Here is a 13,295-nt window from a genome sequence, read left to right as displayed (position 1 = left end):
ACCGGTCACTCGGCCGCGACGAGCCACCACCAGGCGGGCTGGCCGCCGGCGATGACGTCGGGCTCGCTGCCCGCGGGCGCGAGGGCGACGACCGCGTCGTCGTCCAGCGGCGCGTCGTCCGCGGCGGAGAGCACGACGAACTCGCGGTCGTCCCCCACGCGCCCCAGCACGGTGCGCAGCACGTCGTCCGGGGCGCCCCAGGCGACGAGCTCCTCCTCGACGTAGCCCAGCGCGTCGCCCACGGCGAAGCGGCCCGCCGGATCGGGGCGCGCGGCCGGGGCGACGCCACCGATCGTCAGCGCCTGCAGCGCCTCCGTGATTGCGGCCGCGCCGTCCGTGGACGACGCGTCGGGCAGGTGCGCGGCGGTGATCGCCAGGCCGGCCTGCTGCGAGCGGGTCGGCACGACGACGACCGGCTTCGCGGCCAGCTCGGCGGCGCGCTCGGCGGCCATGCGCACGTTCGGGTTGTTCGGCAGGAGCACGACCTCGTCGGCCGGCGCGGCCTCGATCGCGCCGAGCAGGTCGGCCGTCGACGGGTTCATCGTCGGGCCGCCGTCGAGGATCCGCGCGCCCTCGTCGACGAACGCCCGCGCCAGCCCGGCGCCGGAGACCACGGCGAGCAGGGCGGTGCGGGTGCGCGGAGCATCGGGGTCGGCCGCCGAGGACGCGGCGGCGATGCGCTCGGTGCGGGCGGCGACCTGGGCGTCCATGTCGGCGACGTCGACGCGCGAGATATCGCCCGTGCCCTCGAAGAGCCCCATGGCCTCGTCCGGGGTGTCCGTGTGGACGTGGATCTTGAGCGTCTCCTCGTCGCCGACGACGACGATGATGGAGTCGCCGAGCTCCGCGAGCTCGCGGCGGACGCGGGCGGCGTCGAGGTCGCTGCCCGTGACCGCGAAGTTCGTGCAGTAGCGGAACGTCTCGGACGCGTGGGTGATGCCCTCGAGCCGCGCGGCCGCGTAGTGGCGGATGTCGAAGTCCTCGCCGGGCTGGCCCGCGCGGAGGAACCGGATGACGCCCGCGAACATCACGAGCAGCCCGAAGCCGCCGGCGTCGACGACCCCGGCCTCCTTCAGCGCCGGCAGCAGCTCGGGGCCCTCGTCGAGCGCCCGCTGGCCGGCCATGATCGACTCGCCGATGACGACGGCGAGGGCGGCGGACTGCTCCTCCTCGCCCAGCGGTGCGCCGAGCTGCTTCGGCTCGAGCTGCGCGACGGCGTGCGCGGCGGCACCGGCCATCTCGCGGGCGACCGTGAGGATCGTGCCCTCGACGGGTTGGCGGACGGAGTCGTAGCCGCGGTGGGCGGCGCCGGCGAGCGCAGCGGCCACGAGCGGCGGACGGATGAGCTCGCCCGGTCGGGCGACGAGCTCCTCGGCGGCGCCGCGGATGAGCTGCGAGAGGATGACGCCGCTGTTGCCGCGGGCCCCCAGGAGGGCGGCACGCGCCAGCCGACGGACGAGCTCCTCGCGGCCGAGGACGTCGAGCGTCTGGCCCTCGGTGAGGACGGCGTCGAGCTCGCCCACGACGGAGCGCAGGGTCAACGCCATGTTGTCACCCGTGTCGCCGTCGGCGACCGGGAAGACGTTGAGATCGTTGATCTCCTGCCGACGCGACTCGAGGTGCGCCAAGCCGGCCGCGACGAGGTCGCGGAACCGGACGATGCTGGGGTCGACCGAGGTCAACGGGCTGAACGGGGGCCGCGGGGCGCGGCCCCGGCCGGTCGGGACGGACGGGTCTGTCGGGACCCCATCCCCCCTAGACGGCCTTCTGGACCTTGCCGGCCTTCAGGCACCGGGTGCAGACGTACGCGCGCTGGGGCGAACCCTTGAGCATGATGCGGATCTTCTGCAGGTTCGGATCGAACCGACGCTTCGTCGCGCGCATCGAGTGGCTCCGGCTCTGCCCGAACGCGGGACCCTTGTCGCAGGAAATGCAAACCTTCGCCATAAGACGAGAAAGGGTATCGCGCCGACCCCCTCCCCCGTCGGCCGCCTCCCATGCCCGGGAGGGCTGGGCCGCAAACGGCCTCAGGCGGGTGCCCCGAGCCTCGCCGACGTCCGACGCGGTCCGGCCCGAGACGCTCGGGGCGGGGCCCGCACCCCCTGCGGGTGCCCCGAGCCTCGCCGCAGTCCTGCACGGACCGCCCCGAGACGCTCGGGGCGGGGCCCGCACTCCCTGCGGGTGCCCCGAGCCTCGGCGCAGTCCTGCACGGACCGCCCCGAGACGCTCGGGGCGGGGCCCGCACCCCATCCCCTACCGCGGTTCGCGGACGCGCTCCGGCGGGGTCGCCGGGTGGGCCGGGCGGCGCGGCGGGGCGGGCACGCGGTCGGCGAGGCGCCCGGGCTCGCGCAGGCGCACGGCCGACGGGGCCGCACCGGGCAGCGGGGGGACGCCGTCGCCGCCGCCGGAGCGCGGGCGGTCCGGGACGGGGCGGGGCGTGCCGCCGTCGTCCTCGCGGAACCAGCCGCGTAGCTCCTCGCGCGCCGAGCGGGGCATGAGGCGCCACGCCAGGAACGCGCCGCAGAGCGCATGGGGGACGAAGATCGCCAGCAGCGAGACGGACTCGGTGTCCATCGATCCAGGGTAGCGCTCCGCGGCGCCGGGGTCGACGGGTCGGTCACCCACACCGGGGCGACCGACCCGTCGGGGCGGCTCAGGCCCCGGCGAGGCCGCGGCGGATCGCCGCGAGCTGCAGCACGGCGTCGGCGGCGTGCCGGCCCGAGTCGCGCTTGTCGCCGCCGGAGCGGGCGAGCGCCTGCTCCATGTTGTCGACCGTCAGCACCCCGAACGCGGCGGGCACGCCCGTCGTCAGCCCGACCTCCTGGAGGCCGCGGGCCGCCTCGGCGCAGACGAAGTCGTAGTGGTCCGTCTCGCCGCGGATCACAGCGCCGACGCAGGCGATCCCGGCGTAGCGGCCCGTCTGCGCGAGGTACTTCGCGGCGAGGGGCAGCTCGAAGGCACCCGGGACCTCGAAGACCTCGACGGGCTGGGCGCCCGCGCCCGCGGCCTCGGCGAAGGCGGCCTGCGCTCCGGCGATCAGCCGGTCGGCGAGGTCGCGGTAGAAGGTGGCCGCGACGATCGCGTAGGCCTGGCCGTCCGTGCTCATGCCACGTCCTCGCCGACGACGGCGCCGTCGGGCCGGTGGGCCGCGGCGTCCTCCGGGTGGTCGCGCGCGTGCTCCTGCACCAGCATCTCCTCGTCGAGCGGGAGGCCCTGGTGGTGGACGGCGGGCGCGAGCGTGTGTCCCATGCGGTCGCGCTTCGTGCGCATGTAACCCTCGTTGTGCTCGTTGGCGGGGTGCTCGATCGGCACCTGCTGGGTCACGGACAGCCCGTAGCCCTCGAGGCCCCGGATCTTCTTCGGGTTGTTCGTCAGGATGCGGATGGAGGTCAGCCCCAGGTCGACCAGGATCTGGGCGCCGATGCCGTAGTCGCGCAGGTCGGCCGGGAGGCCGAGCTTGAGGTTGGCGTCGACGGTGTCGTAGCCCTCCTCCTGCAGCTTGTAGGCGCGCAGCTTGTTCAGGAGGCCGATGCCGCGGCCCTCCTGGGCGAGGTACAGCAGCACCCCCTCGCCGTGCTCCTCGATCATCATCAGCGCCGACTCGAGCTGCTCGCCGCAGTCGCAGCGCAGGGAGTGGAAGACGTCCCCGGTGAGGCACTCGGAGTGCACGCGGACGAGCACGTCCTCCTTGCCGGCGACGTCGCCCTTCACGAGCGCGACGTGGTGCTTCTCGTCGACGAGCGAGCGGTAGCCGACGGCCGTGAACGTGCCGAAGGCGGTCGGCAGGTTGATGTCGACGACCCGCTCGATCAGCCGGTCGTGCTTGCGGCGGTAGGCGATCAGGTCGGCGACCGTGATCATCTTGAGGTCGTGCTTCTCGGCGTACGGGACGAGGTCCGGCACGCGGGCCATCGACCCGTCCTCGTTCATGACCTCGCAGATCACGCCGGACGGGTGGAGCCCGGCGAGCCGCGCGAGGTCGACGGCGGCCTCGGTGTGGCCCGTGCGCTCGAGGACGCCGCCCTTCTTCGCCTTCAGCGGAAAGACGTGCCCCGGGACCACGACGTCGCGGGGGCCCGAGCGCGGGTCGATGGCGACCTTGACCGTCTGGGCGCGGTCCGCGGCGGAGATGCCGGTCGTCACGCCCTCGCGGGCCTCGATGGAGACGGTGAACGCGGTCTCGAACTGGGCCTCGTTCTTCGCGGCCATGAGGTCGAGTCCGAGCTCGTCGCACCGCTCGGGCGTGAGCGTCAGGCAGATCAGGCCGCGCGCGTGCGTGGCCATGAAGTTGATGGCCTGCGCGTCGGCGAACTGCGCGGCGACGACGAGGTCGCCCTCGCTCTCGCGGTCCTCGTCGTCGCAGACGATGACCATCTTCCCCTGGCGGATGTCCTCGATCGCGTCCTCGACCCGATCGAACGGGTGGGTCGCAGAACGGGTGGGGGTGGTGCTCACGAGGGGTCCTTTGCGGAGAGCAGCTTCTCGACGTGCTTCGCGAGCACGTCGACTTCGAGGTTGACGGGGTCGCCCGCGCCGAGGCGGCCGAGGGTGGTGCGCTCGAGCGTCTCCGGGATCAGGGAGACCTCGAGGGCGGCGTCGTCGATCGCCGAGACGGTGAGGGAGACGCCGTCGATGGTGATGGAGCCCTTCTCGACGACGTAGCGCAGCAGCGACGGGTCCTCCGGCGCGATCCGCACGATGCGCGCGAAGCCGTCCGGGCGGGTCTCCTGGACGACGCCCGTGGCGTCGACGTGGCCCTGCACGATGTGGCCGCCGAAGCGGTCGCCGGCGGCCATCGCCAGCTCCAGGTTGACGCGGGCGCCGACGGCCGCGGCGGCGCCGAGGCTCGTGCGGCGCAGCGACTCGTTCATGACGTCCGCGTCGAACGCGAGCTCCGTCGTGCCGGGCGCGGCGCCCTCGGGCTCCCCCACCGCCTGCGGCTCGCCGACGGCGGTCAGGCAGCAGCCGTTGACGGCGATGGAGTCGCCCGGGTGCAGCTCGCCGGCCAGCGCCGTCCGCACCCGCAGCCGCACGCCACCCTCCTGCTCGTCGACGGCCACGACCGTCCCGAGGTCCTGCACGATGCCCGTGAACACGGTGTCACCACTCCTTGAGGCGCGCGATGGTCAGAAGGTCGTCTCCGACGGCCTCCCGGGTCAGCTCGACGGGGCGGGCGGCGTCCGCTATCCGCTCGACGCCCTCCCCCCCGATCAGGCCCGGCGCCTGGCGGCCGCCGAGCAGCAGCGGGGCGACGAAGAGCCGCAGCTCGTCGATCTCGCCCGCGTCGAAGAACGCGCCCGCCAGGTGCGATCCGCCCTCGAGCATGAGGGAGGTGACGTCGCGCTGGCCGAGCTCGGCCAGCGCGGAGCGCACCCGCGAGTGCTCGTTCTGGCCCGTGACGACGATGACCTCGACGCCCGAGGCGCGCAGGGCGTCCGTGGCGGAGCGGGTGGCCGCGCGGCTCGCGATCACCGTCACCGGCGCCTCGTCGACGGAGGCGACGAGCCGGCCGTCGAGCGGCAGGCGGGCCTCGGAGTCGAAGACCACCCGACGCGGCTGGCGCGGCACGTCGGGGACGCGGGCAGTCAGCTGCGGGTCGTCGGCCAGCGCGGTGCCGATCCCGACGACGACCGCGTCGACCTCGGCGCGCCACTGGTGGGCGAGATCCCGGGACGGACCCGAGGAGATCCAGCGGGAGTCGCCGGCGTGGGTGGCCAGGCGGCCGTCCAGGCTCGTGGCCGTCTTCATCATCACCCACGGCAGCCCGGTGCGGGCGTGCTTGCGGAAGGGCTGGTTCTGCAGGCGGGCGCGGCGCCCGACGGCGGAGTCCGCGGCGGCCTGGGCGACGTCGACGCCCTCGTCGCGCAGGATCCCGAGGCCGCGGCCCGAGGCCTTCGACGACGGGTCCTCCGCCGCGACGACGACGCGGCCCAGGCCGGCGGCGAGGATCGCCTCCGTGCACGGCGGGGTGCGGCCCTGATGGCAGCACGGCTCGAGGGACACGTAGATCGTGGCGCCCGTCAGGTCCTGGTCGCCGCAGGCGGCGATCGCCGCCACCTCGGCGTGCGGCCCGCCGACCTGGGCGTGCCACCCCTCGCCGAGCGTGCGGCCGTCCCGCGTGATGACCGCACCGACGACGGGATTCGGGCTGACGCGCCGCCTCCCCCGCTCGGCGAGCTCCACGGCACGCCCCAGCAGGGCTTCGTCTCGCGCATCCATCGTCACTCATCCGGAGGATAGAGCGGAAGGGGTCCGGTCCCCGCCCCGCCGGGGTTTGCGGCGGCCGGAGCGGGCGCCGGGGACCCCGACCCCCACGGACGGGTGGACGCCGGAGCACCGCGGAGGCCGGGACGCGGAGCCCTCAGGTGCCGGCGCAGCGCCCGCCGCGCAGGCGGTACACGCGCATCTCGGCGCCCGGTCGCTCGTACGACCGCGGGTAGTAGTCGAAGGACCAGTCGAAGTCGAACGGCACGGGGTCGGCGCCCGCCTTCCACGGGCGGGAGACGTGCACGAGGTCCGCGCGGCGCTCCAGCGCGCGGTAGTAGGCGATCGCCCGCGGGACCTCGTCGGGCTCGGCCTCGGCCCGCCCGCGCTGCGTCGAGCCGGTGACCACCCAGCACCAGCGACCCTGCTCGTAGAGGTCGAGCAGGCGCGGGTCGAGGGAGCGCACGTAGTTCTCGAGGTACACGGGCACCCCGCCGCGCACGCGGGCCCCGGTGCGCAGGTCCCACCGTGAGCGGCTCGTCGGGTACCGCTCCCACCGCGCGCCGTCGTCGAGCAGCCCGGGGCGGCCGGGGTCAGAGAGCCAGTTGTTGGGCACCACGGGCTCCGACACGATCCGCGAGCCCTCGGGGACGTGGGCCACCATCCAGGCGCGCGTCGTGTTGCGCGTGTCCTCGCGGGCCAGGACCCGGCCGACGTGCACGCTGGCCGCCAGCCCCTGCGCGCAGAGGACGACTCCGACCACCACGAGCGCCGGGCCGGCGCGGCGGGGCCAGCGGACGCGCACGAGCTCGACCACGCGCATCGCCGCGTACCCCGCCAGCAGCGCCAGCACGGGGTAGACGGGCAGCAGCCAGCGGGCGAAGAAGCGGCCCTGCAGGCTCATGAAGACGAGGAAGAGGACGACGGTCGGGACGAGCAGGAGCCACACCCGGCGCTCATCGCGCCAGAGGGTGACGAGCGCCCCGACGGCGGCGACGGAGGGGATCACGCCGAGCCCCCAGCCCAGCGTCCACGCGTAGAACCCCACGCCGCCCCCGTGGGTCGCCCCGAGCTTGGACGTCGTCTCGCCGCCGGCCGCCGTGGACTGGTGCGCGATGCCGAACCAGAAGTCGTCGAACGCGAGCAGGGCGTAGGGGTTCAGGGCGACGAAGCCCGCGGCGAACGCGACGAAGGCGAGCATCGCCCCGCGGGTCGCGACGATGCGGCCCCCCGGTTGCGCCGCCTGCACGGCGGCGGCGACCAGCACGGGCAGCAGCACGATCCCGCCCGTGTACTTCATGGCCGCGGCCACCCCGACCGCGACGCCGGCGAGCAGGTAGTCACGGTCGCGTCCCTGGCGCAACACCCCGGCCGCCGCCCACAGGCCCAGGGCGACGGGTGCGACCGTCGGGGCGTCGTTCAGCGCGAGGTGCCCGTAGAAGACGGGGAGGAACGCGACGGAGAGCAGCGCGGCCGCGAGGAACCCCGTGTGGCGGTCCAGCAGCCGCACCCCCGCGAGGTAGACGAACAAGACGGCGCCCACGCCGAGCAGCGCCGAGACGACACGCCCGACGATCAGGACGCTGCCCGGGTCCGCCGCGTAGGCGCTCCACACGCCGTCGGCGCTCCCGAACCGCAGCCAGAGCGCGGCGTGCGTCAGATACGTGAACCCCGGCGGATTGATGAAGTAGTGCGGGTTCAGGTCGCCGCGGAACATGCCGACGGCCTGCGGCAGGAAGTGCTGGTTCTCGTCCGCGTTGTACGCCCACGGCAGCCCGTGGCGGATGCCCCACAGCCGCAGCAAGAGCCCGCCCAGCACGAGCAGCCCGACGGCGACGCCCCATCGCGTCCGTGCCGTCAGCCCGAGGCTCATGCCGTGGCGGTCAGCACGACGCGTACACCGCGTAGTGGGTGCTCGTGGCGATCCGCCGGAACCCGACGGGCGGGACGACGTCGAAGGCACGGTCGTCGCCCACGAACACGTAGCCCTGGCGGACCAGTGCGATGCGCGAGGTCGGCACGAGCATCACGCCGCGGCGCACGACGGGCGTCGGATCGGGCACCACCACGGCCTTGCGCTTCCCCGTCTCCGGGTCCGTCTCCATCGTGTACTCGAGCTTGCCGTCCGGGCCGCGCAGGCCCTCGGCCGCCGGGACCTCGCGGCGGGCGACCCTGCGGTCCGGGCTGTCGAAGCCCGTCAGCTCGTCGTCGAACAGCGGCGGCTTGAGCATGGAACGCGGCAGGACGTCGGGCACACCGGCGTCGAGGATCCAGCGGGTGTCCGGGACGAGCTTGTGGTTCGGCGTCCACAGGGGCCCGCAGCGCAGGGCGCGGCGGGTCTGCGGCGCGTTCAGCACGGAGACCAGGTCGTCGTGGGCCTCGCCGCGGAACGTGAGGTCGTTCGCGATGGAGTTCGGGTTGAAGTTCAGCGCGCCGGCGACCGCGACGCCGACCGCGCCGACGATCGCCAGGCGCGACCACCAGCGGCGCAGACGGCCGTCGGGAAGCATCGTCCAGCCCGCCACCAGCACGGCGGCGAAGATCATGAGCAGCGCCGCCGGGACGAGCAGGTAGCGGTCGATGACGGAGAACCCGCCGAGGCCGAGCAGGAAGAACGTGCCGATCCCGGCGACGAACAGCACGAGGGGCGCGACCGAGCGGCGCGGGACGAGCCAGAGCGTCACGAGCAGACCGGCGACCCCGGCGAAGAACAGGGGCGCGCCGTCGATGCCCTTCAGGAAGGCGATCGTGACGAACGGGATCTCGAGCGGGCCGCGGGTGCGCCCGAGCTCCTCGGCCAGCCCCGACGTGTAGGTCTGGGAGAAGAGCGGGTTGCCCGTGACCGCGAAGTCGGTGGCCAGCCAGATCGCCGTGGCGACGCAGCCGGCGGCCAGCCAGGCGATCCCGCGCACGGTGAGGACACGGCGCAGCCCGTCGCGCAGCGTCCGCCCGCCGTCCCACGCCATCCACAGGCCGTAGAGCCCGCAGAGCACCCAGGCCTCGGGGCGCAGCGTGCCCGCGAACGTGAGCAGCAGCAGCACGGGCCAGCCGCGGCGCCGGTGGCGCGTCTCGAGCACCGCGGCCCAGATCACGAGCGCCATGTACGTGACGTCGAGGTAGCCGCGCACCGCGAGGTAGATCAGCGACCAGTTCGCGACCACCAGCACCCCCGCGGTCAGCCCGACCCAGCGGTTGAAGACGTGCTTGGCCAGCGCGTACACACCGGCCGTGAGCGCCGCGACGGACGCCATCGAGCACAGGACGACGAACCGGTCGACCCCGCCGCCGAAGGGCGTCAGGACCAGCGAGAAGAGGATGGCGAGCGGGTGCTCCGTCGGCGCGCGGAAGGCGTCGAAGATCGGCTTCTGTCCGTCCCAGATCTCCCGGGCCCACAACAGCGCGTAGTAGCTGTCGTAGTTCGGGTAGGTCGGGAACGCCAGATAGAGCGCCAGGAGGCCGACGCACAGCACCGCGAAAGCGACGGTGGGCAGTCGAGAGCCCCGGTCGCGGGCGTGCGTGTCTTCCGGTCCGTCCAAGATGCGCGGGCGAGTCTAGAGGACCCTGACCGACACGCTCCCCGACCCCCGCAGGCCGGGCCCTCCGCCTGCTCTGGAATACTGCTGCGGTTCCACGGCATCGACCGATGCGCGTGTCCACGCCCGCGTCGTTCCCCGCAACGCCGTCCCGCGAGGGACGGACCGCGGAGTCAGGACGGGCGAGAGAGCGGCCCGCCCGCCTCGATCCCGACCACCCGCACGTATCGCCCCACCCGCGCGAAGCCCTTCATGAAGCTGATCATCCAGATCCCCTGTTTCAACGAGGAGCAGACGCTCCCGACCACCCTCGCCGACCTCCCGCGCGTCGTGCCCGGGTTCGACGAGGTGGAGTGGCTGGTGATCGACGACGGATCGGTCGATCGCACGCTCGAGGTCGCGCGCCAGAACGGTGTCGACCACATCGTCAAGCTGACGAACAACAAGGGGCTGGCGGCCGGCTTCCAGGCGGGCCTCGACGCGTGCCTGAAGCTCGGCGCCGACGTCATCGTCAACACCGACGCCGACAACCAGTACGACGCCTCGTACATCCCGGCCCTCACGGCGCCGGTGCTGGCGGGCGAGGCCGACATGGTCGTCGGCGACCGGCAGGTCGAGAAGATCGAGCACTTCTCCCCGCTGAAGGTGCGCCTGCAGAAGCTCGGCTCCGCCGTGGTGCGGCGTGCGTCCGAGACCGACATCGCCGACGCGACGTCCGGCTTCCGCGCATACAACCGCGAGGCCGCGATCCAGCTCGCCGTCGTCTCGCGCTTCACCTACACGCTCGAGTCGCTGATCCAGGCGGGCAAGCTGCTCGTCGCGACGAAGCACGTGCCCGTCTCCACGAACGAGAAGCTGCGCGAGTCGCGCCTCTTCCCGTCCATGTGGGCGTACGTGCGGCGCAACACCGTCTCGATCTTCCGCATCTACGCGCAGTACGAGCCGATGCGCGTGTTCATGAGCATGGCGTTCGTGCTCTTCCTGCTGGCGTGCATCCCGTGGGCCCGGTTCTTCGTCTCCTGGGTCCAGGGCGAGGGCGCCGGCCACGTGCAGTCCCTGATCTTCGGCGGCGTGCTGTTCACCGCCGCGGTGATGGTCGCCGCCCTGGCCGTGATGGGCGACCTGCTCCACGGCCAGCGGATCCTCACCCAGCGCGTCTTCGAGCGGGTGCGCCGGATCGAGCTGCAGCTCGGCGTGCCGCCGAGCCACTACGAGCCCGGGGCGCGACCCACCGGGCAGGACCCGACGACCGGGGCGAACGCCGCCCCGGCCGTGACCGACGAACACGACGCCGCGAGGCCCCGATGAGCACCCCGAACCAGCAGACCGGTCCCGTGAAGCCCTCCGGCTCGGGCGGCAACCCCGTCGTCGTCACCACGAGCGACGACGGCATCATCACCGGCAACACGTACGACAAGTACAACACGACCAACCCGGTCGCCAAGCGTCTGCAGGCCGGCTTCGAGCGCCAGCTCGACGAGCTCTTCGTCCGCGCCGACGCGCAGTCGCTGCTCGACGTGGGCTGCGGCGAGGGCGTGCTCGTCCACCAGTGGGCGCAGCGCCTGGCCGACAAGCGCGTCGTCGGCATCGACCTCGAGGAGCCGTCCATCCAGGCCGGCTGGGCGCAGCGTCAGGCCCCGAACCTCGAGTACAAGATCATGCGCGCGGAGAACCTCCCGTTCGCCGCGGACGAGTTCGACGTCGCCTCGGCGATCGAGGTCCTCGAGCACGTGCCGGACCCGGAGCACACCGTCGCCGAGATGGCCCGCGTCGCGAAGCGCTGGCTGCTCGTGTCCGTCCCCCGCGAGCCGATCTGGCGCGCGGTGAACATGGCCCGTGGCGCCTACATCAAGGACCTGGGCAACACGCCGGGCCACCTGAACCACTGGTCCACCCGCTCGTTCAAGAAGATGCTCGCCCAGCACGGCGACGTCGTCGAGACGCGCCAGCCGTTCCCCTGGACGCAGCTGCTCGTCCGCGTCGGCGACTGACGCCGATGGCGGGTGGCGACGGCGTGGAGACCCCGGCCCCCAAGGTCGGAGGCCCCGAACCCGTCGCCGCCCCCGCCCCGCCCCGCAAGGGCCGCGGGGCGGCCCTGCTCTCCGTCGGCATCGCGTCGACGGGGCTCCTCACCTTCCTCTTCTTCTCCGTCGCGTCCCACGCGTTGGGCTCGGACGAGGAAGGGCTCACGCAGTACGGGCAGATCTCCACGATGTGGGCGATCCTGTTCACCGCGATGTCGGTCTTCTACCGGCCCGTGGAGCAGCTGCTCTCGCGCACGATCGCCACGGCCCGCGCGCGCGGCGAGGCACACCCGCCGCTGCGCGAGCCGCTCCTGATCCAGGCCGGATTCGCCGCGGTGCTCGTGCTCGCGGCGCTCCTGGCCCGCGGCACGCTGGAGGACAGCATCGGCTCGTCCTCCATGTTCTGGCTGCTCGTGGGCGCCGGCGTGGCGTACGCGGCGAGCTACTTCGCCCGCGGGTTCGTGGCCGGCCACGGGTGGTTCGCGCTCTACGGCGCACTCGTGCTCTTCGAGTCCGTCGCCCGCATCCTCTTCCCGATCGCGGCGCTCGTCGGCATCACGTCGGGTCAGATCGCGGTGGCGGCGGGCATCCTCGCCGCGCCGCTGGCCTCGCTGCTCGTCGTGCCGTGGGCGATCCGCTCGGCCACCCGGCGAATGGGTGCCGAGGTCGCGGAGGCGGCCGCGGCCGGGGCGGACGGCGCGACCTCCGCCGCCGGTGGCGCACCCGTGGCGGGCGGTTCGAGCACGCCGGCCGGTGGGGCGGCCGGCCTGCGGGCGGGTGGGTCGTTCGCCGTCGCGGTGGCACTGATCCAGCTCGGCGAGCAGACGCTCGTCAACGCCGGCACGCTGCTCACCACGGACAAGGCCGCGGCCGGCCTGATCTTCAGCGCCCTACTCGTCACCCGGGCGCCGCTGCAGCTGTTCCAGGCCGTGCAGACGACGCTCCTCCCCCACTTCGCCGCCCTCGTCGCCACGGGCGCCCCGGACGAGATCGCCGCGGCGATCCGCAAGGCCATCGGCTACATCGCGGCCTTCGCGGCGCTCGTCGTCGTCGGCCTGCTCGTGCTCGGCGGCTGGGTCATGCCGCTGCTGTTCGACGGCCAGGAGCCGCCCGTGCTCGGCCTGGCCGTCGTCGCGGTCGGCATGGGCGCCCACCTGACGGCCGGCACCCTGAACCAGGCGGCACTGGCCCGCGGGCACGCGTGGCTGGCCGCCGCCTCGTGGGTGACCGCCGGCGCCCTCTTCGTCGCCTGGATGCTCGCCGCGCCGATCGACGACTCCCTGCTGCGGGCCGAGGTCGGCTACACGGCCGGGGCCTTCGTCCTCTGCCTGCTGCTCTCGCGCGTGTACCGCCGCCCGGCGACCGCGGCGGCGCAGGGCACGCCGGCGATCTAGGGGTCCCGGGTCCCGGGGGGCCACGGTCCCGGGAGAGCGGGCGCGGGAGAGCGGGCGCGGGAGAGCGGGCGCGGGAGAGCGGGCGCGCCGCTGGGTCTGTGTTGTGGTTTGCCACCTCTGAGGTGGCAAACCACAACACA

The 13,295-nt window shown here is 73.7% G+C and carries 12 protein-coding genes; 3 read left to right on the top strand and 9 right to left on the bottom strand.

Annotation, left to right across the window (positions count from 1 at the left end; translation table 11 throughout):
* Nucleotides 1-5: 5 nt before the first annotated feature.
* From F593_RS23710 to F593_RS0108865, 9 genes are all read right to left on the bottom strand, one after another.
* Nucleotides 6-1,682, bottom strand: a complete 1,677-nt coding sequence (locus tag F593_RS23710; RefSeq protein WP_022928409.1) for a DAK2 domain-containing protein — start codon at nucleotides 1,680-1,682, stop codon at nucleotides 6-8.
* 73 nt (nucleotides 1,683-1,755) lie between these two features.
* Complete coding sequence (gene rpmB, locus F593_RS0108900) at nucleotides 1,756-1,947, bottom strand: 50S ribosomal protein L28 (protein ID WP_022928408.1); 192 nt, start codon at nucleotides 1,945-1,947, stop codon at nucleotides 1,756-1,758.
* 306 nt (nucleotides 1,948-2,253) lie between these two features.
* Entirely contained in the window at nucleotides 2,254-2,574 is a 321-nt protein-coding gene (locus F593_RS0108895) for a hypothetical protein (RefSeq protein ID WP_022928407.1), read from the bottom strand.
* A 79-nt stretch (nucleotides 2,575-2,653) separates the two neighbouring features.
* On the bottom strand, nucleotides 2,654-3,106 hold the full coding sequence (gene ribH, locus F593_RS0108890; RefSeq protein WP_022928406.1) for a 6,7-dimethyl-8-ribityllumazine synthase: 453 nt from the start codon (nucleotides 3,104-3,106) through the stop codon (nucleotides 2,654-2,656).
* A complete protein-coding gene (locus tag F593_RS23705; protein ID WP_022928405.1) occupies nucleotides 3,103-4,455 on the bottom strand; it encodes a bifunctional 3,4-dihydroxy-2-butanone-4-phosphate synthase/GTP cyclohydrolase II in 1,353 nt (450 codons plus the stop codon). Before F593_RS23705 ends, ribH begins: the two co-directional genes overlap by 4 nt.
* Nucleotides 4,452-5,096, bottom strand: coding sequence for a riboflavin synthase (locus F593_RS0108880; protein ID WP_022928404.1), 645 nt, complete (start codon nucleotides 5,094-5,096; stop codon nucleotides 4,452-4,454). The genes F593_RS23705 and F593_RS0108880 overlap by 4 nt, the downstream gene beginning before the upstream one ends.
* A 4-nt stretch (nucleotides 5,097-5,100) precedes the next feature.
* Nucleotides 5,101-6,219, bottom strand: a complete 1,119-nt coding sequence (gene ribD / locus F593_RS0108875) for a bifunctional diaminohydroxyphosphoribosylaminopyrimidine deaminase/5-amino-6-(5-phosphoribosylamino)uracil reductase RibD (protein ID WP_033206733.1) — start codon at nucleotides 6,217-6,219, stop codon at nucleotides 5,101-5,103.
* A gap of 142 nt (nucleotides 6,220-6,361) precedes the next feature.
* The gene (locus tag F593_RS0108870) at nucleotides 6,362-8,077 is read right to left on the bottom strand and encodes an ArnT family glycosyltransferase (protein WP_022928402.1); all 1,716 of its coding nucleotides are present in this window, start codon (nucleotides 8,075-8,077) and stop codon (nucleotides 6,362-6,364) included.
* A gap of 10 nt (nucleotides 8,078-8,087) precedes the next feature.
* Nucleotides 8,088-9,674 carry a glycosyltransferase family protein gene (locus tag F593_RS0108865; protein ID WP_022928401.1) on the bottom strand — a complete coding sequence of 529 codons (1,587 nt, stop codon included), beginning with the start codon at nucleotides 9,672-9,674 and terminating at the stop codon, nucleotides 8,088-8,090.
* 315 nt (nucleotides 9,675-9,989) lie between these two features.
* On the opposite strand from F593_RS0108865, the gene F593_RS0108855 reads away from it, so the two are divergent.
* The 3 genes from F593_RS0108855 to F593_RS0108845 are packed head-to-tail and all read left to right on the top strand — an operon-like array spanning nucleotide 9,990 to nucleotide 13,155.
* On the top strand, nucleotides 9,990-11,045 hold the full coding sequence (locus F593_RS0108855; protein ID WP_022928400.1) for a glycosyltransferase family 2 protein: 1,056 nt from the start codon (nucleotides 9,990-9,992) through the stop codon (nucleotides 11,043-11,045).
* Nucleotides 11,042-11,728 (top strand): class I SAM-dependent methyltransferase, encoded by a 687-nt coding sequence (locus tag F593_RS0108850; protein WP_022928399.1) that lies wholly within the window; start codon nucleotides 11,042-11,044, stop codon nucleotides 11,726-11,728. Before F593_RS0108855 ends, F593_RS0108850 begins: the two co-directional genes overlap by 4 nt.
* Nucleotides 11,729-11,733: 5 nt before the next feature.
* On the top strand, nucleotides 11,734-13,155 hold the full coding sequence (locus F593_RS0108845) for a polysaccharide biosynthesis protein (protein ID WP_022928398.1): 1,422 nt from the start codon (nucleotides 11,734-11,736) through the stop codon (nucleotides 13,153-13,155).
* The last annotated feature ends 140 nt before the right edge of the window (nucleotides 13,156-13,295 follow it).

It is taken from the genome of Patulibacter americanus DSM 16676 (assembly GCF_000420025.1).
GTDB classification, from domain to species: domain Bacteria; phylum Actinomycetota; class Thermoleophilia; order Solirubrobacterales; family Solirubrobacteraceae; genus Patulibacter; species Patulibacter americanus.
This window is presented reverse-complemented; position numbering and strand designations above follow the sequence as displayed.